The following is a 26,675-nucleotide window of genomic DNA, read 5'->3' on the forward strand; positions in this document are numbered from 1 at the left end:
CCACCGATGTCACCGAGTTCAACATCAAGGGCGAGCGAGTGTACTTATCACCGATCTTAGATCTGTATAACCAAGAGATCATCTCCTATGAGCTTGCTGATCGGCCGCAGATCAGCTCTGTAATGCAGATGCTAAAGAGCGCCTTCAAACGACTCAAGAATGAAGGCAGGCCAGTATTGCACTCCGACCAAGGCTGGCAATACCAAATGGGGCTGTATCAACAGGCCCTGCAAGAACAAGGCGTTACTCAAAGCATGTCTAGAAAAGGGAATTGCTTAGATAACGCCGTGATGGAGAACTGGTTTGGGATTATGAAAACTGAGTTCTTCTACCAACAAAAGTTTGACGATGTTCAATCATTTAAAACCCAGCTAAAGGAATATATCCATTACTACAACCATGATCGAATCAAACAAAAACTAAAGGGATTGAGCCCGGTAAATTACCGAACTCAATCCCTCGTGCTAACCTAACTAAACTGTCCAACTACTGGGGGTCAGTTCAATGAGGCGGGATTATTTTTTACTGCTCACTCAGTTCATTCGCCGTCTAGACAATTTTGGTCCAGGCAGCCTTACCTGCATATTTCTTGACCGCTGCTTCATCAAACTCAAAGCCTAAGCCAGGAGTTTGATGCAAAATCAAATCTCCATCTTTAAAGGTGAGTTGCTTATTAATCAATCTACGGAAGTTCAAGACCTGATCATCCAAGAAAAATTCTACAAAGCGGGCATTTGGCGTTGCCGCTACCAAAGGCGCATGCAAATCATGCATCCAATGGGGGCAAACAATCACACCTTTTAAATCTGCGTATGCAGAAATACGGCGCCACTCGGAAATGCCGCCACAGACAGCTGCATCGGATTGCAAAATAGCCGCTCCGCCTGAATCAATGAGCTCTCTAAAACGCCAGCGTCCGGCCTCCATTTCGCCAGTAGCCACATTGATCTTGGTTTGGCGCGCTAAAGCTGCATGCAGATCAATAGCATCTGGAGAAAAAGGCTCCTCAATCCAATATGGGTTGTAAGCCTCAAAACGACGAATATATTCCAACGCTGTTGGAAGATCGCGCCAGGCATTGTTTGCATCCAAAGTTAGCAAAACATCATCACCTACGGCCTTACGAGCGGCCTTAACGCGTGCCTCCTCCTCGCTTGGGGATAGACGCCCTACTTTCATTTTGACAGCCTTAAAGCCCTGTTTAACGTAGGACTCCATCTCCTTGCCCAACTTGGCAGGGGTTTTTCCTTCTAGGTAGTAGCCGCCACTGGCGTAGGCTGGAACGCGGTCATCCACAACTGATCCCAGGTAATGATGAAGGGGTAATTTGGCGGCACGGGCATTTAGGTCCCACAGTGCTGTATCCAGAATCGAGATGCCACGCATAACTGCTCCAGCGCGGCCCTGCAGAATAGATTCGTTATACATCTCCATCCACAAACCTTCACTACGGTGGCTGTTTTGGCCAATCAGCTTAGGAGCTAGCAATTGCTCCACAGCAAGCTTGGCAATATCGCCACCCGCGCTACCAACGTAACAAAAGCCAATCCCCTCATTGCCATCTTTACCGCGGACTTTTACTAAACAATAGTGCCGCTCAGAAACCGTCCGCGTAGAAAAAGAGGTGACCTTATCTAAAGGCACCGCAACCGATGCAACTGACACCGACTCAATAATGGGCATGTGAACTCCTAAATTCAAAAAATTATTGTATCGACAACTTTTGTTACTTTCCTTGACCCACTTCAATAGAAAATTGCTGCACTACAACATAAAGATCCAAAAGTTAGCCAACAATATTGGATAATTAGGCGGTGAAGAAAAATGCAAGCTATATGCCTTACTGGTTCAATAACGCCATCCAGATCATTGGGCTCTCTCTTATCGCTCTAATTTCATTACCAGCGTTTGATGCCGTCTCCAGCGCGCAAGCGCAATCCGCAAGTCAAACCAATAAAGCTAGCAAGACTCCCCAGGTAAAACAAAAGGCTGTTACACAAGGCAGCAAACAATCTGGTATCAAGTTTAAAGATAGCTCGCTCAATCAGTCCTCGAAAAGCATGAGCTTAAATCCTGAGTTATTTAAACGGATCGAGGGCGAACACACTTATGACGGTGGGGCAAACCTAGACTACCGCGTACAAAGGGGTTGCCTGCGTCGCAGCTTTAATGAAGACAATCTGCCCTCCAACATAGGGATTGAAGATCGTAAGCTCAATGATTTTTTCAGAGCACAAACTAAGGGATTTTTTGATCGAATGCGCGGTAATTGCATTCCTTATGCCTTAGCCCTTGGGAGTCGCAATCGCTTTGAATCACTCAGCATCATGAATGGCCCCCTGCAAGATGCCAAGACGGAAATTTGGACCTTTACCCCATCAGCAGCAGGCAGCTTCTTGATTCAGCAAGACTACCTAAAGGATGAATCTAAGCGCTTTACTGAAATTGAATTTCGACTCAGCGATGTGTTGTATGACCCCAAAAAGGTTGGTGATAAATTACCAGTGGAGTTAATTTGGGAATTGAACTCCGTTATTAAACAAATTTATCCCGAAGAAAATAACGCTCTAGAAAGTACGAATAGCCTCGTACGCCTCATTGTCGACTTTGGTGACAAAGAGCACTGGGCGCAAATTTGGGCAGTAGAAATTATTGACCCATCTTCCAAAGAGGTATTTTCAAGTGCATTTTGGGTAGAACGTAGTGACATTCCCGGAGGCTTCTATACCGCTACCGGGGAATCAATCGAACGCACGTTCTGGACCAACCCCTTGAGCTATCGACGTATCTCCCGGGGCGTTGGGAGCGTGCGTACATCAAATAAAAAAGTGGCGTCCGCAAAAAATGGTGCAGTACCAGCGGCAGCCCCCAAGCAGCGCTATCGTGCGCATATGGGTATTGATTACGCAGCCCCCATCGGAACGCCGATCTTTAGCGTAGCCACTGGCAAGGTGGCGCATCTTGGCTACAGCGGTGCCTTTGGAAATCTGATCATCCTAGAGCACCCCGGTAATTACCGCACCTACTACGCCCATTTAAGTAACTACAACGTAGAGCTAGAAGTAGGTAATGAGGTTCGCCGTGGACTGGAGATTGGTTATGTTGGCTCCACTGGTCGCTCTACAGGCCCCCACTTGCATTTTGAGTTGAGAAAAGATGGAGTTTACGTGGACCCATATAGCTTAAAAACGCAATTGGATCTGTGGAATATGCGCGATGGCGACAGTGGATTGCTGACTAGAGAGATTTTATTGCTGGGTACGCCCATCAATAACTAAGGGCTAGTAAATATTTTAATCAAAAATTCAAATGCAGAATAAAAAAGGGGTCCGTTGGACCCCTTCATTTTTTGATGCCCTGAGTATTACCCAAGAACCAATACTGGCAACTTCGAATGCACAATCACCTCGTGTGTTTCGCTACCCAATAAGACACTCTTGAGACCAGTGCGCTTATGTGATGCCATCACAATCACATCTGCCTTGGCCTTCTTGGCGCCATCCAAAATACCTTCGGATAAGTTGCCATTGGCAATATGAAGAGTATTAGCTTTGATGCCCGCACCCAATGCAACGGCAGCTTTTTTAAAGACATCAGCAGCATAGGCCTCGCAGACCTTCTTATGATCTTTTTGAGAGATGCCATAGCCCATAGTGCTATCTGAATAAACCATCGGCGGCATTGGATCGGAAACATAGACTAGTGTCACGGCAGCTTTATCTGCCTTAGCAAGCTCTACTACCTTTTTTAAAGACTTTTTACTCACATCTGAACCATCAACCGGCACTAATAAATGCTTAAACATATTGACTCCTGTTAAATTAATCCCCAACGCCCTTCATTCCATCATAATCGATATTATTCACCTGTAAAAGCATAAAAAGGAAACTTAATTGCTCAAGTACTTGGCGGTGTATTTTTCATTTCTCCTGTCATTAATCGTGATTGATTTAATTTGGCTACTCGGCATTGCTAAAAACCTCTATCGAAACGACATGGGCTCACTCATGGCAAGCGAACCCAAATTACTGGCTGGGCTCGGCTTTTATCTACTCTATGCCCTTGGCACCTCAATATTCGTGATTATTCCAGCGGTCTCCAAACAGTCCTGGATTTATGCAGTGCAATATGGCGCCCTCTTTGGATTCTTTTGTTATATGACTTACGACTTAACTAACTTAGCAGTCATTCGCAACTTTCCAGTACGACTGGCATTGGTTGACATTGCCTGGGGAGCCGCTGTTACCGCCGTCTCCGCCACAATTGCCTACTGGGTTGGAACTCGAGTAGCCTAAACAGCACTCTCCCAATGAAATTTTTTCAACCAAAACTGCTCAACTCATTTAAGGGCTATAACGGCGCCCTGTTTAGTAAAGATGTCATGGCTGGCATTACGGTTGGGGTCGTAGCACTGCCACTGGCAATGGCCTTTGCGATTGCCAGTGGGCTCAAGCCAGAAGCGGGCATCTTCACCGCCATCATTGCTGGGGGGCTCATATCCGTCTTAGGCGGAAGTCGCGTACAAATTGGTGGGCCAGCTGGCGCATTCATTGTCATTGTGTATGGCATTGTTGATCATTACGGTATTGCGAATTTATTACTAGCGACCGCCATGTCTGGGATATTTTTATTCTTGATGGGTCTCTTTCGGCTGGGAACTTTAATTCGATTTATTCCGGTAGCCGTCATTATTGGGTTTACCAACGGTATTGCTGTACTGATAGGCCTCTCCCAAATAAAAGAATTTTTTGGTCTGCAAATTACCAAGATGCCTGCTGAATTTTTTCAAGCAGTCCAAACTTTATATGCCGCTGCCGATTCCGTTAACCCTACTGCTTTGATGCTATCCATTGCGAGCCTAGCCCTCTTAATCACTTGGAGAGTCTTTCAAAAATATCTGGGGTACTTTAGTCACATCCCAGGAACAGTGGTTGCAATGGCTGCGGCCACTGTTCTCACAAGCGTATTCAATCTTCCCGTGGATACGATTGGCAGTCGCTTTGGCGGCATTCCATCGGGCTTACCTAGTTTTGAATGGATTCCGATTAGCTGGAGTACTGCGCAATTTGTAATTGCCCCCGCTATTACTCTGGCCTTACTCGGGGCTATTGAGTCGCTTTTATGTGCTCGTGTTGCCGATGGATTAATCCATGATCGCCATGATTCCAATCAAGAGCTCATGGCCCAGGGTTTTGCCAATCTGGTCACGCCATTCTTTGGCGGCATGCCAGCTACTGGCACAATTGCAAGAACAGTCACCAGCATACAAAGTGGTGCTGGGACACCCATTGCAGGCGTGGTTCACTCCCTAACATTGCTTGTGATTATTTTGTTTGGGGCGCCACTAGCTAAAAATATTCCCTTAGCTAGCCTTGCCGCCATCCTCATGTTTGTTGCTTGGAATATGGGTGAATGGAAAAAGTTTTTAGACCTCAAACAATTCCGCCTGCCTTATCGCATGACTATGTTGAGTGTATTTTTTCTCACGATCATTCTTGATCTAACTGTTGCCATACAGGTAGGCTTGCTTTTGGCATTTATTACTTTCATCTACCGCATCTCGAGCCTGTCGCGCTATGAGCCAGCAAGTACATTTGATTTTCCAGACCTACTGCAGCATCAAGGAAAAATTGCCGCTTTCAGGATGTATGGTGCAATCTTTTTTGGCGCCGTCAAAATGCTGGAGAGCATTGAAAATGAGTTGCCATCCAATGTCTTGTTACTCGATCTGAAGAACGTCATCTATATTGATGTCTCTGGTATGGATGCCATCCTTGAACTTGAGGAGACCTGCAAAGCAAAAGGTGTCAAACTGATCATTTGTGGGCTGGCGCATCAACCATATGAGATGGCGGTACGCGGCGGGCTATTCGAGAGGTCGTCAAATGATTTTATTTACTCAGACCTGCGACATGGCATTGCCGCTGCTATTAGACAAGTTACATTAACTAATACAGAAGCCGCCCTTTAGCAAAGCTTCAGGCAAATACCAAGCACGATAGAGTCCAAATATCCCGGCTGAGAATAAGAGGCCGGCAGCAATATAGCGCACCCATACATATTGCCCAAGCTGAGTCAGGGCTGCTGAAAATTTAGAGATCAATAAGAGGTTGGGTAAAGTACCTAAACCGAACGCCAGCATGAGTGCTGCCCCAGTCCAAACATCCCCTGATAAAAAAGCGAGTGGTAGAACGCTGTACACCAAACCACAGGGAACCAAGCCCCACAACATGCCACTAAACCAGCGAGATGAGTGACCAGCAAAGCGCCCTAAATATTTAGCCCAATAAGTAGCCATGCGTGCGCCAAGCCACTTACCCACCAACAAAGGACTTTTGGAGCCCTGACGTAGTAAACGAAGCCCCATGAGGATCAAAATCAAGGAGGTAAAGGCAAACAATGGGCGCTGAATGGGGATCATGTTCTGCTGCCAAACAACCACCCCAACCCACGCGGCTATCGCACCAAGCAAAACATAAGTCGTTAAACGACCCAAGTGCATGATTAATTGAAGAGAAAACAGCTGGGATTTACTCTGTAATGGAGTGTAGGCTAGCTTATGACTCTCACCCTGCCGCTCAATCGCCGCAGCGATGCCGCCACACATTAAGGCGCAATGCCACCCACTCACCAGAGCACCTAAAAACACGGCCAACAAAAGACTAGTAGTTAACATCTACTACTCCACCATGAGGGAGGAAAATATGAGAATTTGGCATAATCCTAGTAGAATAAACCGGTCTGATAACTAGATCCAATATGAATTACAACAGCTCGGATACCCCAAGTAGTAAATGCTCAGTGTGTGTGCTGGGTCAGTTTTGCTTGCCGGTTGGTATCAGCTCTACCGATATTGCCAAGATCGACACCCTCGTTAAAGAACGCGTCCATTTACAGAAAGGTGAAAGCCTCTACCGCCATGGCGAACCCTTAAGTGCGGTGTACAGCGTCCGCTTTGGAACTCTCAAAACTGAATACTGCCTAGAAGACGGTCGTCAACAAGTCATTGGCTTCCATTTGCCTGGTGAGATTTTAGGGCTTGATGGCATTGGCGATGGCCACTATCAATCTGAAGCGATTGCGCTCGAAGAGAGTGAAGTCTGCATTATTCGTTACGAAGCATTTGAGGATTTGGCACGTCAGATCCCAGTGCTTCAAAAACAATTCCTCCGCATTATGAGCCGCGAACTCACTCAGGACCAACGTCACCTACTCTCCCTTGGAAGTTTGCGCGCAGAAGAGCGTTTAGCGACCTTCTTGCTCAATCTATCTCAACGTCTCGCTGCTCGAGGCTATCTCAATAATGAATTTGACTTACGTATGAGTCGCGTAGAAATTGGTAGCTACTTGGGCATTCAAATTGAGACGGTCAGCCGTATGCTATCCCGTTTTGCAGAATCTGGACTGATTCAAATTAAGCAGCGCCATATTAAGCTGATTGATATGAATGGTCTATATGAATTGGCCGGTACCCCCAATCCAGAGCGCACCACCCAAATCAAACCAAACTGCATCTAAGCAATCAACTGAGGGCTGGCTCTAGATCAGGCCACCGTCAGGACTCTTATCTCCATCAGCTTCAATTCCCGGAAGGATATACGCGGTTAAAGCGCTGGAGAATGAGCAAAAGATCCAAATAACGAAGAATCCAATGGTGTAGATACCTTCATCTGAAATGTTGGGGTGATGCCCAAAAAATAAGAGTTCAGTTGGATGAACGATGCTAAAAAGCAGGCCTTCTGCCAGAATTGAAACCAAAAAAGATGGCCACATTATCCAGATGAATAGGCGGTACTTCATTTGCGATCCTGCTCCACTTTAAGCTGCTCTACTTTTAATCCACGTTTCACCACGCCATCGCGCACGGGTTTATCGGCGTACAGATTGATGGCGAGATAAATCGTGATCATGCAGCCGATTGCAGCAACGGCAGGCCCGCTAATCAGCAGCCATGGCCACATTTGTTTATACCAAGGTTTGTTTGTTTGTAGTTCTGACATATTCATCCTCTTTATCTCTTGCTATATAGCTTAGCGGGGAATAATAAAACTGGATTTTTCTTCGCGAGTTCTGGTGATCATTTTATCTCCAGACATCTCCTGAGCAATCACATCAAAATGAATTGGATAATTACCCGACTCATTTACACCAACTGCGGTACTTACTTTAATGGGGATGAGTAAATTACTTGCTGGGCCAACCTTAATTTCGGTCACCAGTTGACCCTGAGAATTAAGAATTTTTAAATCTGCTAAACCAGTTGCCTTAACCTGCACATTCATATTGTTTTCAGAGGCATTCATGATCTGAATGCGGTAGATATTTTCAATACGCACCCCATCTACCTCGCGAGCCAAAGCACCACGATCTCGCATCACATCTACGCGCAAAGGATTACGCGTTGCTAGGGATATCAAGAATGCAGCGGTCAGAACTGTAATAAAAGCGCTGTATATCAAGACCCGGGGACGCAAGATATGACGTATTGCACTTTGATTAGTCTCTTTATCCTCAATAGCCCGTTCGGTCGTATAACGAATCAATCCTTTTGGATAATCAACCTTCTCCATCACCTGATCGCAAGCATCAATACAAGCACCGCAACCAATACACATATATTGAAGGCCATCGCGAATGTCAATGCCCGTTGGGCAGACCTGAACGCAGATACTGCAATCAACACAATCACCCAAGCCAAGAGTTTCAAGATCGGCTGACTTGCTGCGACTGCCCCTGGGCTCGCCGCGAACTTTGTCATAGGTAACCAAGAAAGTATCTTTATCGACCATCACACTTTGGAAGCGTGCGTACGGACACATGTATTTGCATACCTGTTCACGCATGAATCCCGCGTTACCCCAAGTTGCAAAGCTATAAAAACACAACCAAAAGGTTTGCCACGGGCCTAGTGATAAATGCAAGATGGCAGCGCTGAGAGTTTCAATAGGAGTGAAGTAGCCAATGAAAGTAAAGCCAGTCCAAAATGCAATTAAGAGCCATAAAAAATGCTTAGTGATTTTTAGGCGCCATTTATGGATGCTCCAAGGCCACTCTTCGCCATCTAAGCGAATCCTCGCAAATCGGTCACCCTCAACCTTGCGCTCAATCCACATAAAGATTTCGGTATAGACCGTCTGTGGACAGGCGTAGCCACAAAACAAACGACCGGCAACCGCAGTAAATAGGAAAAGTGCTAACGCAGAAAGAATCAGCAGGAGCGTAAGGTAGATGACATCCTGCGGCCATAACACCAAGCCAAAGATGTAAAACTTACGCTGAATTAAATCAAAGAGAACTGCTTGACGATCATTCCAACTAATCCAAGGGAGGCCGTAAAAAAGCAGCTGTGTGGCGATTACCAGAATGAAACGCCAACGGGCAAAAAGCCCAGTTACAGAACGAGGGTAAATCTTTCGCCGGACCTCATAAAGAGATTCCTCAATGACATCTATAGGGATAGGTTTCCCAACCGGCGAATTATCTGACACTATTTGACGCTATCTACTTAGCTGCAGTTTTATTGTTCGATAAGCCCCACACATAAGCAGTCAAGAGGTGAATCTTCTCAGGACTAAGTACTTTGTCTTGAGCAGGCATCATCGCCATACGACCTTTAGTGATAGTTTCAACAATCACTGCTTCTGAGCTACCGTATAACCAAGTTTTATCAGTCAAATTCGGTGCACCCAAAGCAATATTGCCTTTACCGTCGGCACCGTGACAAGCTACACAATTACCTTTAAATACCTCTGCACCACGCGCTGCCTTCAAGTCATCTGCAGGTAAACCAGAGAGACTACGAACATAATTTGTGACATCAACAATCTGCTTGCTATCTAACTGCGGGAATGGAGGCATTACTCCGTTGCGTCCATTGATTAGCGTTGTCTTGATATTCTCAGGTGAGCCACCATAGAGCCAGTCGCCATCAGTCAAATTCGGGAAGCCTTTAGAGCCGCCAGCATCTGAACCATGGCACTGAGCACAGGAGTTTAAGAACAAGCGTTGACCCATTTCACGCGCCTTTGGATCGGCGGCAACTTGCTGTACATCCATCTTGACGTATTTAGCGTACACAGGCTTCAGCTCGTCATTGGCGTTTGTCATAGAACTCATTAACGCACCATCAGTGCTGTAACCCAAGACGCCTGGGTAAGAGCCCAATCCTGGATAAAGAACTAAATAGACCAAGCTAAAGATGCAAGAGAGTAAGAACATCCACATCCACCAACGTGGCAATGGATTATTCAACTCGCGCAAATCACCATCCCAAACATGACCAGTATCCGTCACTTGACCATCTGGACCAAGAATGACCTTTGTCTTACGAACAGAAGATAAAAGCCAGATGCACCAAAAAATACCGACTAATGAAACGAGTGCGATGTAAATACTCCAACCGCTGCTGAAAAAGTCACTCATGATTTGTCCTTACTAAATTCATCTGGAAGATCAAATGGAAGTTCAGCTGATTCCTGATTAGCCTTCTTCCTGCTAGGAGACCAAGCCCACCATACAATTCCAACAAAAAAGAAAAGTCCAATGACTGTTGAAAATGCAGAGAGGTAAGGTGTAATAAGTTCCATTTGATTTGTATCGTTTTAATTAATTACTTCGCCACAACTTCATCAACGGTGATATACCGACGTGAAATACCTAAGCCCTGGAGATAAGCGACTAATGCATCCATTTCAGTCTTACCTTCCAATTCTTTGGGAGCGTTGGTAATATCCTCATCGGAATAAGGCACGCCCAAACGACGCATAGCAACCATATGGGACTGAATGGAGGATGCATCAGCGGCATTTTTCTGCAACCAAGGGTATCCAGGCATATTGGACTCAGGCACAACATCGCGTGGATTGTTGAGGTGAATCTGGTGCCAAGCATCAGAGTAGCGACCACCTACACGAGCTAAATCTGGACCGGTACGCTTGCTACCCCACAAGAATGGATGGTCATATACAGACTCACCAGCAAGAGAATAGGGACCGTAACGTTCGACTTCTGAACGTAATGTACGGATCTGCTGAGAATGACAACCAACACAGCCTTCACGCTGGTATACATCTCGGCCAGCCAAACGTAACGCCGTGTATGGCACTACTCCAGGACTTGGCTCAGTTGTGGTGTGCTGAAAGAACAGCGGAACAATTTGAACTAATCCAGCAATTGAAACCACTACGATCGTGGCAATAATTAACCAGCCAACGTTCTTCTCAAGTGTTCCATGGGAAAAGAATTTATTTTCATTGGACATTTTCTTCTCCTCTTAGTGATTGTTATTGGCCAATGGAATTGGCGCATTAATAAAGGTTTTGCCTTGCACAGTCTTGAAAACGTTATACGCCATCAAGAACATGCCGCTTAAGTAACAGAGACCACCCAACAAACGAATCACATAGAAGGGATAAGTTGCTTTAACTGACTCAACAAAGCTATAAGTCAATGTACCGTCTGGCTCGAAAGCTCTCCACATCAGACCTTGCATTACCCCAGCAATCCACATTGCAGCGATATAAATCACTACACCAATCGTTGCGATCCAGAAATGCATTTCGATTAAACGGGTGCTATACATATCTTTCTGACCAACCAAACGGGGGATCAGATAGTACAAAGAACCGATCGTGATCATGGCAACCCAACCGAGTGCGCCTGAGTGCACGTGGCCAATAGTCCAGTCTGTGTAATGCGACAAGCTATTTACAGTCTTAATCGACATCATTGAACCTTCAAACGTAGACATACCGTAGAAAGACAATGCAACAACCAAGAATTTCAAGATTGGATCACGACGCAATTTATGCCATGCGCCAGATAAAGTCATGATGCCGTTGATCATGCCACCCCAAGATGGGGCCAATAAAATCAAAGAAAACACCATGCCTAATGATTGAGTCCAATCAGGCAATGAAGTATGTTGCAGATGATGAGGACCTGCCCACATATAAGTAAAGTTCAAAGCCCAAAAGTGAACAATGGACAAGCGATATGAATAAATTGGGCGCTCTGCTTGCTTAGGAATGAAGTAGTACATCATGCCCAAGAAGCTGGTGGTCAAGAAGAAGCCCACCGCATTGTGCCCGTACCACCACTGCACCATCGCATCTTGCACGCCCGAATAAGCAGAATAAGACTTCCACAAGCTTGCTGGCATTTCCAAGTTATTAAAGATATGGAGAATGGCGATAGTGAGAATGTAAGCACCAAAAAACCAATTCGAAACATAAATATGCTTCGTTTTGCGTTTCATGATGGTGCCAAAGAACACCACTGCATATGCAACCCAAACCAAAGTAATCAAGATATCAATTGGCCACTCTAACTCTGCATACTCTTTAGAAGTGCTGATACCTAGTGGTAATGTCACAGCAGCCAAAACGATGACAGCCTGCCAACCCCAGAAAGTGAATGCAGCTAACTTGTCACAAAAGAGTCTTGCCTGACAGGTGCGTTGCACGATGTAGTAAGACGTTGCAAATAACGCCGAACCACCAAAGGCAAAAATCACCGCATTAGTATGCAGTGGACGCAAGCGACCATAACTTAACCAAGGAATGTTGAAAGTAATTTCAGGCCAAATGAGCTGCGCAGCGAGGATAACCCCCACCAACATGCCCACAATTCCCCAAAGCACCGTAACGATGGCAAATTGGCTGACTACCTTGTAATTGAAGGTATCTTGATTGTTCCCCACGGTAAGTCCCATGGTTTCTCCTTTTTGTGTGACCAAACAGCGACATAATCCAAATAGACTGAAGCCATTATCAAAGTAAGGCCTATGTGGTGTTTTGATCTATATCAAAAAGGGTGCGTTCATTTACGCTTTTTATTGACTCTTTTTTTCACAAATGTCTTTATATTTATGAAATATAAGGCTATTTATGAGAGTGTTCACTAACATTTTTAGATTTTGGCGTATCGTCATCCATCAAAATCGCCTCACCTGGCCCCTCCAAATCATCAAACTGACCCGCCTTCACAGACCAGTAGAAAATCCAAGCCAAAAGGCCGATTAGTAGCAGGGAAATTGGGATTAAGAGAAAAAGGCTTTCCATGTCTTTAGTCTAGGCCTTTCTGAGGCGCCAAGCGTTTAATGTGACAGCAAGGGATGACAGGGACATGCCGATACCTGCAACCCAGGGATTGACCCAGCCCATCATGGCAGCCGGAATGGCTAGCAAGTTATAGACCAGTGCCCAAATAAGGTTTTCTTTGATAATCAACTGAGTTTTATCCGCCAACAACAGGGATTTAGCTAGGGGAGCTAATGAGCTTGCAGTCAAAATTGCATCTGCACCAGCCGTTGCGAGAGGAGCCCCTGCTCCCACCGCAATTGAGATATCCGCTCTTGCCAATAAAGGGGCGTCGTTAATGCCGTCACCAATAGCCCAAACAAAATGACCTTCTTTTTGCAGGCGCTCAATATAGTGGTATTTGTCTTCCGGCGAACAAGCGCCTTGAAAACTATGAATACCCACTTCATGCGCCCACCAAGCGACCGTTGCAGGATCGTCGCCGGAAACCAAATGCACCGCGATCTTGCGAGATTTTGCAGCGGCTAGCAATGTCTCCAGCCCTGCCCTAGGCGTATCCAAGAAAATAAAACTCGCAATGAGGCCCTTGTCATCCCCCAAATGTACTTGCCCATATTGACCCTCTTGCTTGATCTGTTGAGCACCTACCCAACCGGCACTTCCCAATCGATAAACCCCAGAGCTAAGACCTCTACCCAATTGATTGGTAATGGGATCCGATAAGGTAGCGAGCGAGAGATTGTCAGCTTCAGCAGCGCGTAATAAAGACAGCGCCAAAGGATGTTTCTGTCCAGCCTCCATTGAAGCGGCAAGACTAAGCGCATCTGCCCGAGAAAATTCTGGGCGGGCAATCACCACTTCTTTTAATTCTGGCTGACCCATCGTGAGAGTACCTGTTTTATCAAGTACTAAGTCGGTTGCCTTGACCAACCCTTCGAGCACATGACCTCGCACAATGAGTAAGCCCAGCTTTGTTACTGCACCTTGAGCCGCCGCCATCGCTGTTGGAACCGCCAGAGACAAAGCGCAGGGGCAACTAGCAACTAGCACTGAAACAAGCACTGTCCACGCTTTACTGGAATCAACATACATCCAAATAGCTGATGACAGAAAAGCACTTAACAATAAAAAACCTACAAAATATCCAGCCCACTTTTCTGCGAGACTGACCATCAGAGGCTTGGCTTGCAACGCTTGATCCAATAAAGAGGCAATACCAGCGATACGCGTAGATTGTCCAACCGCATCGATTCTCATGAGTAATGGATTAAGAATGTTGTGTGTGCCGGCATAAACCCGATCACCAATTTTTTTATCAATGGGCTTTGATTCACCAGTCAATAACGATTCATCGAGAGCGCTCTCATATTCGATCAAGACACCGTCAGCTGGCACTACATCTCCAGGCGATATACGCAGGACCTCGCCTGGATTGCAATTGACTACCGGAACAATTTCCACTTGCTGTGACGATGGATAATTTGGCACGCGCTCGCAGGTTGCAGGTAATTGCTTTGCTAAAGCCTCCGCACCACCCTGAGCATCCTGTCGAGCAAGCAATTCTACATATCGCGCCGCCAAAATAAATGCAACAAACATGGTGATAGAGTCGAAGTAACCTTGCCCTGAACCTGTAGCTAAATTTACCGTACCCGCAAAGAATGCCAGCGCCAGTGCCAAAGCGATTGGCACATCCATTCCCAACATATGCGTCTGACGGAATGAGGCAACACTACGCCATGCCGCCTGAAATATCGGCCCAGCTGAATACACCATCACAGGCACTGTTAAGACCCAACTCGTCCAACCCAAGAGCAAGTCATACTCGGCAGTAATATCGCTATCACCTACATACGATGGCCACGCATACATCATGACTTGCATCATGCCCAGCATAGCAACGCCAAGTCTTGTCAGCAATTGACGTCGTTCTTTTTTTGATTTTTCAATGGACAGAGAAGGCTCGAAAGGCCAGGCCTCGTATCCAATACGCTCCACTTCAAAGAGTAGACGTGCCAGGCTAGTTTGCTCAGGCGAAAAATCTACCTTTACCTTCTGACTCACATAATTAATTTGCACATCTTTAACGCCAGGTATGCGACGTAAGTGCTGTTCACACAACCAGACGCAAGCTGCACAGCGAATCTTCTCAAGTCGTAAAGTGGTTTCTAGATTTCCATCTTCGACGCTGGGACGTGTGTAGCGCCCAAGTAGAGAGGGATCATCATAGGGCGCAAGACTTTCCGGAATTTCATTCGAAGCAAGATAGGAAGCAGGCTTATCACTTGACTGTGCACGACGTGCATAGAACACCTCAAGACCTTCACCATGAATCGTTTGTGCAATTGCCATGCAGCCAGCACAACAAAATTTTCGAGGAATGCCGCCTAACTCAAGCTCATAAGAATCCCCGGGAAGAATAAAACTCCCGCAGTGATAGCAACTATTATTGGGCGAGTTGGAGTTCATCGTTAGTTATTGATTGCGTACTGGAGACTTACTCATCCAACCGCTGCGGCGCTCATAGATTACAAAAAAGACGCCCCAGATAACCACTGCAGCATATGCCCACACCCACGAAATTTGAGAGGCGCGTGAACCCGTGAGATCGAGGACAAAACCAAAAATGGCGGGGCCTAGTAAACCACCTCCAAAGCCCATTAAAGAATGCAGGCCCATTGCTGCGCCTTTAATATTTTCTTGGGCACTCACTACTAAACCAGCAGTCAAGGTAGCTGAATCAGCCATGATAAACATCGTATGCCCTACTGCTAAAGCGATAATGAACCACCAAGATTGCCCTGTCGCCAAAGCCAGCGAAACTCCAAATACTGCGCTCGAGAGCATAACAAAGCAAATCCATCTTTGACGGCCCATCTTTATAGCGATTTCATTTCCGAGAATGGATGAGGGAACGCCAAAGAAATTAATTACACCTGCAAGCGTAGTAGCAGTTAATAAAAATGGCTCGCCTGAAACCAGTGCACAAAAACCAAAAAAAGCGACGATCCAACTACGAGATGCAAACAGTTCAATAGAGTGAGCGGTATAACCAAAAATAAATCCAGATGCAGTTTTATCTTGCAAAACCAAGCGCCATTTATCGACTGGAAAAATATCGCGCAATCGAATCTGAATAGGGCCGTGCCATTTTTCATGAGCGAGTGCAGGAATAAACAGCAGCACAATTAAGAAGGCGGTAAATGGGCCCAAAGCGATGAGTCCAAAAACATATCGCCAGCCTAGCGCATTTAATATCCACCCCGAGCATAAATACGAAAAGCCCGTGCCAATTCCAAAAAACGCAGTATAAAAAGCAATATGCCTTGTAAGCTCACCCGTCTTAATTCGATCGGAAAGAATCTTGAGGCCTGGCATATAGGTGCCCGCCAACCCCGCACCATTAAGCGCCATAAATATCAGGGCAGTCCAGAAGTTATAGGCAAAGAGCCCCATCCCGAGTAAACCGCAAGTAGCTGAGAGTCCACCAACAAGATAGACCTTTTTTGCATCAAGACGATCTGTTAATGCGGTTGCCAAAGGAACCATCAGCATGTAGCCGAAGAAAAATGCGCTGGCGATTAAGCCCGACTGCAAATTACTGAGCTGCCATTCATCTTGTAAGGTGGTTAACACCACGGCATAGCAAGCAAAACCCAGAAGTGCACAGGTTTGCGCCATGAGCATGAAGGGGGTGTAACCAGTAGGTTTAAAACGCATAGAGGTTTACTGCTGACTACGATCTGGCGAATCCTGGAAACCATTCGAACGGAAGGTAAGTACCAAAGTATCTCTATAGCCGTGAGGCCCCAATGGCTGAATGGGGGTGGATTCATGAATCATTTTTTCGTCATTCATGAGCAATAAAGACCATGGCTGAGTCAGTGTAAATCTCAAGCCCGCCGAGCCTCCAGCTTCAAAGATGCGAGTCTCGCCACCCTTAATACCAACCCGATTTAATAAGAATACAGCTACAAAATCAACGCCGTCACGATGTGCTCCCTCTGGCGTTGGTCGCCCAATGCCATCGGTTGTATCAATCCGAAATTGATGCGCCTCAACAAACCATGTAGTTACAGGCTTGACCCCATTGAGCGTACGTGCCAGTCCTAGCAAAATAGACTGCCAGGCAGGCTTACTAGTTAACTGAGCCTGTGAAGGCTCAAACCATCTCTCAATACCGCCATGCAAGGCGTTGTAATCCAACGATTGCCAATGCGCTCTATGAGGAACCATCGTCAATGCACCATTCTTAATCTCGTAGCTCGCATGACGTCGGAAGCGATATCGCCCGCCATCCTTTAAGTAGGGGTCTCTTGGCAAACCTTCCCAGAACTGATTGAGCTCCAATAACTGATCGAGAGGCACTCCAGCAATTTGAGCAACATCTTCCGCCGATACCACGGCAAACCCATTGCCCTGCAGAGTTTTAACTAACTGCTTTACTGGAGTGAGCGTAGGCAAAAGGCTTGAAATAGTCATGGGCTTATTTTAGGGTATTGCTAGAAAATTCATTCATTAAGACATTAAATTTAAACGGGAGCGCACTTCTCCCACATGACCCTTTAAGTCATACAGCTCTTTCGCATCGAGCATGGAGACCTTAATGTTGCCAACCCGTCGCTCAATATCTTCCAGATCTTTGTAATTCTTGTCTCTTAACTCAGGGTTTAGAGCATTTCTTTCAATCACCTTGAGCTCCTCATATACCTGCGATAGCTTGAGCCGCAACAATAAATTCTTGAAAGCTGGGATATAGGTAAACAGTGGGATCAAGATCACTAACAATGGAATAACAATCTTCGCAAAACGCCCAATCCACACTGCCGTCCAGAAAGGCAGGTGGCGATGAAGAAATGATGGGCCATCCTTCAAGTAAATCTCCGCATCAACATGAGCAGGAAAATCTAAGCCAGAACCAGAGGGAAATTCTCCTGGCTTTTGCAAATAAGAATACGACTTGAGCACGTCATAGGTTTCACTAAGCAATAACGTCACTAATGCCGGACTGACATCATCCTTGCCCACTAAGGTAGCGGTAGCTGCCAATACCTGTATCTCTTGCCTAGGAAGATCATAGGCAATACTCACCACGCCTCGAGATACCGTAACTTTAGATAGGAATGGAAAAAGATGCACATATGCATCCGCCTGCTCAAAATTCATTAGGCGCATATCGGCAGTTTCATAGAAACTTTTTATTAATGGTGCCTCAGCAGCGCTCACCAAAAATACGGCATCTAACTCACCTTTTTTGAACTTCTCTAAGGCCTGCAGTGGCTTGAGTTTTTCAGCATAGAAATCCTTTTCCCCCAAGCCACTCGCCTCTAGCAACTGGGAGGCCAAGATTAATGTGCCACTGCCCTCACTACCAATCGAAACGCGCTTCCCTTTTAGTTGACTCAGCAAGCTCAATCGCCCACCCTCGCCTTTAAAAGCAGACTCTCGATACCAGACCCAAACCGGTTCATAAAAAACGCCGGCAATCGATACGAGATTAGGATATTTTGATGTGTCGGCTATCCCACCCTGCACCATCGCAAAATCAACTCCAGAATTAGGGTCATTGATTAAGGCCAAGTTATCCCCCGTACCACCCGTAGTCCTCAACTTGAGGGATACGCCCTCCTGGGCAAGCTCGTTTTGTAGCTTTTCCCCAAACTGCTGATAAAGACCGTTTGGAAAGCCGGTTGCCAACTCAATCGACCTTGGCGGAGGTGGGACTAGCACCCAAAGCGTAGTAAAAAGAATGCTTACCAAGACCAAAAAGGCAAGGCCAAGCGCTAAGGGGTTGTAGATATTTTTGCGGATGAAGTGCATAAAGATTCTTCTCGTTTTTGCCATTATGCCCCGAGCCAAAGAATCAGTAACAGAATGAATTCATTCGAATATTTCGAGATAAGATAGTGGCCTCAGAGAACCATTAGGACACACATGAATTCAAGCCTCACTAAGGTAGCCCTAGTCACAGGAGCGGGAACGGGTATTGGCAAAGCCGCGGCTAAGGCACTATTGGATGGCGGCTTTAACATTGTGCTTACGGGCAGGCATCTGGACAAACTCCATCTCGCTGTCCAGGCCATTGGTGGAAGCGATCAAAACTGTCTTGCAGTTGCTTGTGATGTGGGCAAGCCAGAAGAAGTGAAGCACTTATTTTTACAAATCAAACAACATTTTGGGCGCATTGATGTGCTCTTTAATAATGCCGGCATGGGGGCTCCAGCAATTCCCATGGAAGAATTAAGTTATGAGCAGTGGATGAATGTCGTCAATGCCAACCTCTGCGGAGCTTTTCTGTGTTCGCAAGAAGCTATCCGCATGATGAAAGCGCAGTCCCCTCAAGGTGGACGCATCATCAATAATGGCTCAATCTCTGCGCATGCTCCACGCCCAATGTCTGCTCCCTATACAGCCACGAAACATGCTATTACCGGACTAACCAAATCTATTGCCTTAGATGGCCGCCCATTCAATATCGCCTGCGGTCAAATCGATATTGGTAATGCGGGCACTGAGATGACCATCCCAATGGCCGCTGGTATTTTGCAGCCAGATGGCTCAAAAAAGGTTGAGCCACTAATGGATGTAGCTCATGTTGGGCAAGCCGTGTTGCACATGGCTCAACTACCCTTAGAGAGCAATATTCTCTCTATGACGATCATGGCAACTAACATGCCTTTTGTTGGTCGAGGGTAATTAAGGCCTCACTTGATCGATCATTAAGCGAGCATTTGTCGTGCCCACTTTGATTGTTTGAGGTTTGGATATCAAGTCGCCAGCCTCAGGCATAGCCATTCCTGTTTTAGAGATGCGAACTTCAAGCAAAACTTCCGGTAATTGAGAAATCAATGCATTGGGACTCATCGCCAAGGCATCATTTAAAACAAAACTCATTGGAAATGCAGTTACCGCAGTTTTGAGAACGGCTACTGGCATACGCTCACCTGGCTTGCGAGCAATCACCATCAAGACATCGCCAGACTTAATCTTAGGCTTCAGATCGAGTGCAATATCCACTTGACCACTCACACCCTTATTGCTAATTACTGGTGCGCTAGCTGGAGAAAGCCCTCCCTTGCTGCGCGCTTCCGTAATTGAAGCGGCAATCGCACGAGCCTCATCAGAATCTGAAGGCAATTGCTTGGCCAGCCTTTCCCAAGACTGCACTGCTGCTTTGTAGTTTTGCGCATTAAAAGCTGCAGTGCCAGAAAGCCATAAAGCCAGCAAATTATTTGGGTCCAGTGTCAATGCTTTATTGATGAGTTGGAGTGGCTTACCAGCAAAATTACCATTCGCGTTTGCCGCCAATACATCAGCATAGTCCGCCAACAATTGAGGGTCGGCATCTACAAAAGATCCTGCGCGAGCATAAGCTTTTTCAGCCTCAGCATTGCGACCTAAGATCCGATAGGAGCGCGCCAACATAGCCCAACCCTTGAGATTGTCTGGCTCTTTTTCCATCTTGGCAGCAAACTCAGAAACCATCTTTTCAACGGATTCCTGTGTCATTGGCTTTTCAGCATTTTTCTCGGAAATCCGAGAAGCATCGCCCAAGAAAAAGTAAAAGCCTCCTGAAAGCAGTACTACAAAGATACAAATTCCAATAATGGTTTTCTTGGGAGAGCCCAAGACCGCGAGATCATCTGCCTCGTCCGTATCCTGAGAAAGGCGCTGACGCATTTCTGCATGGGTCTGCTCATAGCTTGCACTATCGACCGCACCTGATAGACGATCTGCCTCGAGCTTATCGAGCTCTTCTCGATATATAGCCGCATTCATTTGACGACGAGAGGTAGCCGACTCTTTTGCAGGAAAAAATAATGGGCGTAGTAGCAGCACTAAGACCAAAATCAATAAGAGGAAAGCGGGTATTAAAAAACTAGTCATGTGCATTTTCAGTCGAGCTGGATTTTGTATCGTTCAGTAAGGCATCAATACGACGATTATCTTCTTCCGATAGCGTAGTACTAGGCGCACTCTGATTTCGGCGACGCAGATAGATCATCAAGCCAATAATGCCTGCGAGCAAAATCACAAAGGGGCCTATCCACAACAACCAAGTGATTGGCTTAACGGGTGGGCGATATAAAACAAAGTCTCCGTAACGCTCAACCATAAAACTTCGAATTTGCTCGTCTGTCTTGCCCTCTTTAATCAAAATGCGGATCTCTCGACGTAAATCGTTTGCCAAATCAGATCGTGATCCAGCAAGGGATTCATTCTGACAAACTAAGCAACGCATTTCCTCTGAAATCACAATCAAGCGCTGCTCAGTAACAGGATCATCAGCTAGCGGCACTGCATCTTTAGCAAAAGCAAGACCAAATAAACCTACAGTCGCAAAAGCAAAGATGAAAGATAAGAAAATTCGCTTAGGCATTATTGAAGCTCACCCAGCAAAGGAATAATCTTCTGGTTTAACAATTCCATTGTGATCGGGCCAATGTGTTTAAAGCGAATCACGCCAGCTTTATCAATCACATAGGTCTCTGGAACGCCATACACACCATAGTCAATACCTACGCGGCCATTAGCATCAAAAGCAGACAGGAGATAAGGATTGCCTTGGCGAGCGAGCATTGCCATAGCATCCTCACGCTTGTCTTTGTAATCCAATCCAATAATCGGCGCCACCTGTAGCTTACCTAGCTCCACAAGAACGGGGTGCTCTTCGCGACAAGCAACGCACCAAGAGGCCCATACATTCAAAATCCAAGGCTTCCCCTTCATGCTCTCAGGGGAAAAAGTTTTCTTGGGATCGGCTAATTGAGGTAATTCAAAGACGGGCGCCTGCTTACCGATTAACGGGGAAGGCACTTCATGTGGATCACGATTTAAGCCCACTGCCAAAAATCCAACCAGAATGACAAACAAGAGGAGGGGAATTAAAAACTTGGCCTTCATGTTGCAACCTTGCGCAACTTCATACGATAGCGCTTATCGGATATGGCCAACACTCCACCCAAGGCCATTAATAAACATCCAAACCAAATCCAATCCACGAAAGGCTTGTAGTAAACCCTCACAGCCCACGCCTTATCTTCCAACTCCTCACCCAAGGAAACATAAATATCTCGAGTCAGGCCCACATCAATCGCCGCTTCAGTCATTGGCATCGTAGAGGAGAAATAGCTGCGCTTCTCTGGGTACATCGTGGCTTCCAATTTTCCATTGCGAGTTAGTAAAAAAGTACCTTGCATCGCCTTGTAGTTTGGGCCAGGAACAGCGCTTACACCTTGTAGCTGAATTTGATATCCACCAACACTCACACTCTCACCAGCGAGCATGCGCACATCTTTTTCCTCTTGATAGGCTCCTACCATCGTGACGCCAATGACGAAGACCGCTATTCCAAGATGCGCTACCTGCATGCCAATAAATGAACGGGTAGGTTTACCTGCTTTTGCTTGGCGAATGATTTGCAGCACTCCTGAAGCAATCACCCAGAATGCCAATAAGAATCCAAGACTACTAAGCCAAGTAAATTCACCCATCGCAAATGGAATCAACGCAGCTGCAATGACTGCTACTAATGCTGCAATCCATAAACGCCGAATCACATCAAATAGGTTGGAATTTTTCCAACTAGTCCAAGGTCCAATTCCCATCAATACCAATAGAGGGATCATGATGGGTACAAAAACGCTATTGAAGTAAGGGGGGCCTACTGAGATCTTTCCCAAATGTAGAGCATCAATCAATAATGGATAGAGTGTGCCTAGAAGTACAGATGCTGCTGACACCACCAAAAATACATTGCCGAGCAGAATAAATGTTTCTCGCGAAGTGAGGCTGAACTTACCACCAAGCGTACTTTTAGGAGCGCGCCAAGCATAGAGCGTTAATGATGAACCCACTACCAGCACCAGGAAAATCAAAATGAATATCCCGCGTTTAGGGTCGGTGGCAAAAGCATGAACCGATGTCAGAACACCAGAGCGCACTAAAAATGTGCCCAAGAGCGAAAGTGAAAAAGCAGTAATCGCTAACAACACTGTCCAGCTCTTAAACCCGCCACGCTTCTCGGTAACTGCTAATGAATGTAGCAAAGCAGTACCAACCAACCAGGGGATGAATGAGGCATTCTCAACAGGGTCCCAAAACCACCAACCACCCCAACCCAATTCGTAATAAGCCCACCAAGATCCTAGAGCAATACCCAGAGTCAAAAATACCCAAGCAGCTGTTGTCCAAGGGCGCGACCAACGCGCCCAAGCTGCGTCTAAGCGACCGGACAACAAGGAGGCAATTGCAAACGCAAACGCCACCGAGAAACCAACGTAACCCATGTATAGCATGGGTGGATGAAACACCAATCCCGGATCCTGCAACAGCGGATTTAAAGATCGACCATCCTGCGCAGCGGGCAAGAGTCTTTCAAAAGGATTCGACGTAGTAAGGACAAATAAGATCAATCCTGTAGTCACCAGGCCCAACACCCCAATCACACGCGCCACCATGAATTCATCAAGCGCCTTAGAGAGCTGTGCAACCAAAAATGTCCAGGTGGATAGCAAGAAGATCCATAGCAATAAGGATCCTTCATGACCACCCCATACAGCACCCAAGCGGTAAATCACCGGCATTTGAGAGTTTGAATGCTCTGCAACGTAGAGAACAGAAAAATCATTGGCATAAAAGCTCCATGCCAAGATAAAGAATGCGATTGCAAGCAGTAGAAAAACAGTTTGGGCTGCTGGTCTAGCCAATAGGATCCACTCGCGACGACCTTGATGCGCACCAAGCAATGGAAGAATGCCTTGAATGATGGCAACGCATAAAGCCAGAATTAATGCGTAATGCCCAAACTCAGGAATCATTATTTACTTCCATTTTTTTGAGCCTGCTCTAAAGCATGCTTAGCCTCTGGGGGCATATAGTTTTCATCATGCTTGGCTAATACTTCACTTGCAATAAATTGCCCGCTTGGATCGAGACGGCCTTGAATCACAGCACCCTTACCCTCTTTAAATAAATCCGGAAGAATGCCAGTGTAGGCAACCGGAATATCTTTTACCAAATCGGTAATCACAAAGTGCACCGTCAAACCATCGCGCTTGATAGACCCATCTTTGACCATGCCCCCAATTCGAAAGACTTGGCCTGCAGGCGACTTACCTGCAGCTACCTCGCTAGGGGTGACATATAGCGCAATGTTGCTGTTCAGTGCATTCAAAATCAATACCGCCGCCAAACCAATGGCAATGAGTGCGCCAACAATAATGGCTGCTCGTTTATGTCTTGGCTTCACTTTCCACCCTTTTGATCAAACTGTTCCGCCATCGCTTCACGTTGGAGTCTGCGGATAATTGCTTTATGACGTGCTCGAACAGCCAAAGGCTCAATCAGAAACACTAAAGCGCATACGCCAAAACTGCACCATACATATAGCGCATAACCGCCCATCGCAAAGAACTCAGCCGGACTATTCCACATTAACACTTAACCTCATTTAATTGCTTAACCCAATCAGTATGTGCTTCGCGCTCCAAGATGATGGCGCGCACACGCATTAACCCTACAGCGATTGAGTACATCCATAAGCATAAAGCCATCAATAGCATTCCCCAGAGCATGGTCTGAGCCATAGCCGGGGCCTTGGTTAAAGAAACGGAAGCTCCTTGATGCAAGGTATTCCACCATTTCACTGAAAAATAAATAATAGGGACATTCACAACGCCAACTAAGGCCAAGATTGCCCCTGCTTTATCGGCCCGACGAGCATTATCGATTGACGCTTGCAGGGCAATGAAGCCCAAATACAAAAAGAGCAAAATTAATTCTGAAGTTAAGCGAGCATCCCAAACCCACCAAGCACCCCACATTGGCTTACCCCAAAAGGCGCCGGTCCAAAGAGATAGAAAAGCCATCCACGCACCGATCGGTGCAAGCGCCTGCGCCATCATTGCTGATAAGCGTGCATTAAATACCAAACCTAAACCTGCCCAAGCGGCCATCACTAAGTAGATGAACATAGACATCCAAGATGCAGGCACATGAATAAAAATAATTCGGTAACCCTGACCTTGCACTGCATCTACTGGGGCCACAAAAAAGCTGATCCATAGGCCGGCCAATCCAAAAAGAATGGAGAGCGCCCAGAACCAAGGAATCATTTTTCCAGCCAAGGGATAAAAAGTACTCGGGCTCGAGAATTTGAACCAGTTCGTCATACGATTAGAAGCTAAGTTATTTACATTACTCATTCAATGGCAATCTTTACAGCAGTAGCACTAACCCAAGGCACAAATGCTAATGCCAAAATGAATAAAGCGCCCAGTAGAGAAAAATGTCCTGTGATATCCAGTCCTACACTGCTGGCATATACAGCACCAGCACCAAAAATTAATACCGGAATATAGAGCGGCAAAATCAAGAGACTCATTAATACACTCCCGCCCCGCACCCCTAAGGTTAAGGCTGCTCCAATCGAGCCTAACAATGATAGAACGGGTGTTCCTAGTAGCAACGCTACCATTAATACCCTGAGTGACTCAGCATCTAAATCAAATTGGATACCAATTACAGGTGCCAATAAGACCAAAGGAAGCCCAGAGACCAGCCAATGGGCAACGATCTTGCCAAACACTAGTGATGTGAAGGAGTTGGGAGATAAAACTAATTGCTCTAGAGTGCCGTCAGCATAATCCGCCGCAAACATCCGCTGCAGACCAAGCAATGTCGATAGCAAGGCTGCCACCCAAATTACGCCGGGAGCAATTTTTCTGAGTAAGGCGGTATCGGCGCCGATTCCCAAGGGAAATAAGCTAGTCACGATCACAAAGAAAAATAATGCTGTCAAGACTTCACTCTTACGACGCATCACGAGCAAGAGATCACGCTGGACAATAGTAATAAAGGCATTCATAAGTCGAACACCCTCAAATTCGAAATCGCTAGCGGCTGATGGCTCGTCAAGACCACCAAACCATTGCCCTCAAGATGCTGACCTATTAAGCTTTGCAGCTCTAGCACTGCTTGAGTATCTAGCGCATTAAAGGGCTCATCTAAGATCCAGACTTGCGCACGTCGCGTCATCATGCGCGCCATCAATACGCGTTTTTTCTGCCCAGCAGATAAACAGTTAACAGGAAGATCTTCGCGCCCCTTTAGGCCGAAGCGCCACAGAGTTGAAAAAGCTTCGACATCAGTAAGATCAATGCCATCGATAGCCGCATACATGCGCAGATTTTCAAGGGCAGTCAAATCCTCTTTGAGAGCATCGCGATGACCTAAAAATAACAGTTTGCTGTGATATTCCGATGACTCTTTTTTAATGGGAACACCATTCCATAGAACTTCACCAGACTCAGGGGGGGCTAGGCCAGTCAAAAGACGTAAAAGGCTTGTTTTTCCAACGCCGTTCTCACCACGAATATGAAGACATTCGCCTGCAGATACCTGTAAATCCAGTCTGGAAAATAATTCTCGGTCACCCCGCACGCAAGTAATTGCACGAGCCTCAAGAATGGGCGCAGTGGAATGAGAGATGGAGGAGTTAATGGCTGTCATCAGAAGAAATGGCTTGAATCAAACCACCCCAGGCATTGTCCAAGAGCCCTAAAGGACTGTCAAACCACCCAAAACAGTATTTAAAGAATAAATTTCTTTTAATTCAATCGCTTAGCTGATTAT

The 26,675-nt window shown here is 46.2% G+C and carries 30 protein-coding genes; 6 read left to right on the forward strand and 24 right to left on the reverse strand.

The features are described 5' to 3' along the window. On the forward strand, positions 1 to 473 hold a 473-nt coding region (locus CBI30_RS09705; protein ID WP_143744329.1), incomplete at its 5' end, for an IS3 family transposase. A 76-nt stretch (positions 474 to 549) separates the two neighbouring features. Here CBI30_RS09705 and CBI30_RS09710 read toward each other — a convergent pair. After that, a complete protein-coding gene (locus CBI30_RS09710) occupies positions 550 to 1,683 on the reverse strand; it encodes a mandelate racemase/muconate lactonizing enzyme family protein (RefSeq protein WP_088528102.1) in 1,134 nt (377 codons plus the stop codon). A 131-nt stretch (positions 1,684 to 1,814) separates the two neighbouring features. On the opposite strand from CBI30_RS09710, the gene CBI30_RS09715 reads away from it, so the two are divergent. Continuing rightward, positions 1,815 to 3,278 carry a M23 family metallopeptidase gene (locus CBI30_RS09715; protein WP_240553565.1) on the forward strand — a complete coding sequence of 488 codons (1,464 nt, stop codon included), beginning with the start codon at positions 1,815 to 1,817 and terminating at the stop codon, positions 3,276 to 3,278. An 86-nt stretch (positions 3,279 to 3,364) separates the two neighbouring features. On the opposite strand, the gene CBI30_RS09720 is transcribed toward CBI30_RS09715, so the two are convergent. Beyond that, a complete protein-coding gene (locus CBI30_RS09720) occupies positions 3,365 to 3,805 on the reverse strand; it encodes a universal stress protein (RefSeq protein ID WP_088528104.1) in 441 nt (146 codons plus the stop codon). 88 nt (positions 3,806 to 3,893) lie between these two features. On the opposite strand from CBI30_RS09720, the gene CBI30_RS09725 reads away from it, so the two are divergent. After that, positions 3,894 to 4,295 (forward strand): DUF2177 family protein, encoded by a 402-nt coding sequence (locus CBI30_RS09725; protein ID WP_088528105.1) that lies wholly within the window; start codon positions 3,894 to 3,896, stop codon positions 4,293 to 4,295. Positions 4,296 to 4,309: 14 nt separating this feature from the next. Then, positions 4,310 to 5,971 (forward strand): SulP family inorganic anion transporter, encoded by a 1,662-nt coding sequence (locus CBI30_RS09730; protein ID WP_088528106.1) that lies wholly within the window; start codon positions 4,310 to 4,312, stop codon positions 5,969 to 5,971. Here CBI30_RS09730 and CBI30_RS09735 read toward each other — a convergent pair. Continuing rightward, positions 5,945 to 6,676 (reverse strand): sulfite exporter TauE/SafE family protein, encoded by a 732-nt coding sequence (locus tag CBI30_RS09735; RefSeq protein ID WP_088528107.1) that lies wholly within the window; start codon positions 6,674 to 6,676, stop codon positions 5,945 to 5,947. The two genes, CBI30_RS09730 and CBI30_RS09735, sit on opposite strands and share 27 nt — an antisense overlap. An 83-nt stretch (positions 6,677 to 6,759) precedes the next feature. Between CBI30_RS09735 and fnr the strand changes: the two genes are divergently transcribed. Beyond that, on the forward strand, positions 6,760 to 7,518 hold the full coding sequence (gene fnr, locus CBI30_RS09740; RefSeq protein WP_088528108.1) for a fumarate/nitrate reduction transcriptional regulator Fnr: 759 nt from the start codon (positions 6,760 to 6,762) through the stop codon (positions 7,516 to 7,518). Between the two features lie 21 nt (positions 7,519 to 7,539). On the opposite strand, the gene CBI30_RS09745 is transcribed toward fnr, so the two are convergent. The 12 genes from CBI30_RS09745 to CBI30_RS09800 form a co-directional block, all read right to left on the reverse strand. Then, positions 7,540 to 7,800 carry a hypothetical protein gene (locus tag CBI30_RS09745; RefSeq protein WP_088528109.1) on the reverse strand — a complete coding sequence of 87 codons (261 nt, stop codon included), beginning with the start codon at positions 7,798 to 7,800 and terminating at the stop codon, positions 7,540 to 7,542. Beyond that, positions 7,797 to 8,000, reverse strand: a complete 204-nt coding sequence (locus CBI30_RS09750) for a FixH family protein (RefSeq protein WP_169711272.1) — start codon at positions 7,998 to 8,000, stop codon at positions 7,797 to 7,799. The genes CBI30_RS09745 and CBI30_RS09750 overlap by 4 nt, the downstream gene beginning before the upstream one ends. 30 nt (positions 8,001 to 8,030) lie before the next feature. Then, positions 8,031 to 9,488, reverse strand: a complete 1,458-nt coding sequence (ccoG, locus tag CBI30_RS09755; RefSeq protein WP_088528111.1) for a cytochrome c oxidase accessory protein CcoG — start codon at positions 9,486 to 9,488, stop codon at positions 8,031 to 8,033. Positions 9,489 to 9,501: 13 nt separating this feature from the next. After that, complete coding sequence (gene ccoP / locus CBI30_RS09760) at positions 9,502 to 10,422, reverse strand: cytochrome-c oxidase, cbb3-type subunit III (RefSeq protein WP_088528112.1); 921 nt, start codon at positions 10,420 to 10,422, stop codon at positions 9,502 to 9,504. Continuing rightward, positions 10,419 to 10,586 (reverse strand): cbb3-type cytochrome oxidase subunit 3, encoded by a 168-nt coding sequence (locus CBI30_RS09765; protein ID WP_088528113.1) that lies wholly within the window; start codon positions 10,584 to 10,586, stop codon positions 10,419 to 10,421. Before CBI30_RS09765 ends, ccoP begins: the two co-directional genes overlap by 4 nt. 23 nt (positions 10,587 to 10,609) lie before the next feature. After that, a complete protein-coding gene (gene ccoO / locus CBI30_RS09770) occupies positions 10,610 to 11,260 on the reverse strand; it encodes a cytochrome-c oxidase, cbb3-type subunit II (RefSeq protein ID WP_088528114.1) in 651 nt (216 codons plus the stop codon). A gap of 12 nt (positions 11,261 to 11,272) precedes the next feature. Beyond that, on the reverse strand, positions 11,273 to 12,712 hold the full coding sequence (gene ccoN, locus CBI30_RS09775) for a cytochrome-c oxidase, cbb3-type subunit I (protein WP_088528115.1): 1,440 nt from the start codon (positions 12,710 to 12,712) through the stop codon (positions 11,273 to 11,275). 169 nt (positions 12,713 to 12,881) lie between these two features. After that, on the reverse strand, positions 12,882 to 13,061 hold the full coding sequence (ccoS, locus tag CBI30_RS09780) for a cbb3-type cytochrome oxidase assembly protein CcoS (RefSeq protein WP_088528116.1): 180 nt from the start codon (positions 13,059 to 13,061) through the stop codon (positions 12,882 to 12,884). A gap of 9 nt (positions 13,062 to 13,070) precedes the next feature. Continuing rightward, positions 13,071 to 15,509 carry a heavy metal translocating P-type ATPase gene (locus CBI30_RS09785; RefSeq protein WP_088528117.1) on the reverse strand — a complete coding sequence of 813 codons (2,439 nt, stop codon included), beginning with the start codon at positions 15,507 to 15,509 and terminating at the stop codon, positions 13,071 to 13,073. Between the two features lie 6 nt (positions 15,510 to 15,515). Continuing rightward, positions 15,516 to 16,760, reverse strand: coding sequence for an MFS transporter (locus tag CBI30_RS09790; RefSeq protein WP_088528118.1), 1,245 nt, complete (start codon positions 16,758 to 16,760; stop codon positions 15,516 to 15,518). Between the two features lie 6 nt (positions 16,761 to 16,766). After that, a complete protein-coding gene (locus tag CBI30_RS09795) occupies positions 16,767 to 17,522 on the reverse strand; it encodes a 2OG-Fe dioxygenase family protein (protein ID WP_088528119.1) in 756 nt (251 codons plus the stop codon). Positions 17,523 to 17,558: 36 nt separating this feature from the next. Continuing rightward, entirely contained in the window at positions 17,559 to 18,860 is a 1,302-nt protein-coding gene (locus CBI30_RS09800) for a TAXI family TRAP transporter solute-binding subunit (protein WP_088528120.1), read from the reverse strand. Between the two features lie 114 nt (positions 18,861 to 18,974). On the opposite strand from CBI30_RS09800, the gene CBI30_RS09805 reads away from it, so the two are divergent. Beyond that, positions 18,975 to 19,736 (forward strand): SDR family oxidoreductase, encoded by a 762-nt coding sequence (locus CBI30_RS09805; protein ID WP_088528121.1) that lies wholly within the window; start codon positions 18,975 to 18,977, stop codon positions 19,734 to 19,736. Here the strand turns inward: CBI30_RS09805 and ccmI are convergent, their stop codons facing one another. From ccmI to ccmA, 9 genes are read right to left on the reverse strand one after another with little or no spacing between them, the layout of a single operon-like run. Continuing rightward, complete coding sequence (gene ccmI, locus CBI30_RS09810) at positions 19,737 to 20,927, reverse strand: c-type cytochrome biogenesis protein CcmI (RefSeq protein ID WP_088528122.1); 1,191 nt, start codon at positions 20,925 to 20,927, stop codon at positions 19,737 to 19,739. Then, a complete protein-coding gene (locus CBI30_RS09815) occupies positions 20,920 to 21,420 on the reverse strand; it encodes a cytochrome c-type biogenesis protein (RefSeq protein ID WP_206075627.1) in 501 nt (166 codons plus the stop codon). The genes ccmI and CBI30_RS09815 overlap by 8 nt, the downstream gene beginning before the upstream one ends. Continuing rightward, a complete protein-coding gene (locus CBI30_RS09820; RefSeq protein ID WP_088528123.1) occupies positions 21,420 to 21,944 on the reverse strand; it encodes a DsbE family thiol:disulfide interchange protein in 525 nt (174 codons plus the stop codon). Before CBI30_RS09820 ends, CBI30_RS09815 begins: the two co-directional genes overlap by 1 nt. Then, positions 21,941 to 23,860, reverse strand: coding sequence for a heme lyase CcmF/NrfE family subunit (locus CBI30_RS09825; protein ID WP_088528124.1), 1,920 nt, complete (start codon positions 23,858 to 23,860; stop codon positions 21,941 to 21,943). Before CBI30_RS09825 ends, CBI30_RS09820 begins: the two co-directional genes overlap by 4 nt. After that, on the reverse strand, positions 23,860 to 24,291 hold the full coding sequence (ccmE, locus tag CBI30_RS09830) for a cytochrome c maturation protein CcmE (protein WP_088528125.1): 432 nt from the start codon (positions 24,289 to 24,291) through the stop codon (positions 23,860 to 23,862). The genes CBI30_RS09825 and ccmE overlap by 1 nt, the downstream gene beginning before the upstream one ends. Further along, complete coding sequence (gene ccmD, locus CBI30_RS09835) at positions 24,288 to 24,476, reverse strand: heme exporter protein CcmD (RefSeq protein ID WP_088528126.1); 189 nt, start codon at positions 24,474 to 24,476, stop codon at positions 24,288 to 24,290. Before ccmD ends, ccmE begins: the two co-directional genes overlap by 4 nt. After that, complete coding sequence (gene ccmC, locus CBI30_RS09840; RefSeq protein ID WP_240553566.1) at positions 24,476 to 25,246, reverse strand: heme ABC transporter permease CcmC; 771 nt, start codon at positions 25,244 to 25,246, stop codon at positions 24,476 to 24,478. Before ccmC ends, ccmD begins: the two co-directional genes overlap by 1 nt. Continuing rightward, a complete protein-coding gene (gene ccmB / locus CBI30_RS09845) occupies positions 25,243 to 25,908 on the reverse strand; it encodes a heme exporter protein CcmB (RefSeq protein WP_088528127.1) in 666 nt (221 codons plus the stop codon). The genes ccmC and ccmB overlap by 4 nt, the downstream gene beginning before the upstream one ends. Continuing rightward, on the reverse strand, positions 25,905 to 26,552 hold the full coding sequence (gene ccmA / locus CBI30_RS09850) for a cytochrome c biogenesis heme-transporting ATPase CcmA (protein ID WP_206075628.1): 648 nt from the start codon (positions 26,550 to 26,552) through the stop codon (positions 25,905 to 25,907). Before ccmA ends, ccmB begins: the two co-directional genes overlap by 4 nt. Positions 26,553 to 26,675 lie beyond the last annotated feature (123 nt).

Source organism: Polynucleobacter aenigmaticus (assembly GCF_002206635.1).
GTDB classification, from domain to species: Bacteria; Pseudomonadota; Gammaproteobacteria; order Burkholderiales; family Burkholderiaceae; genus Polynucleobacter; species Polynucleobacter aenigmaticus.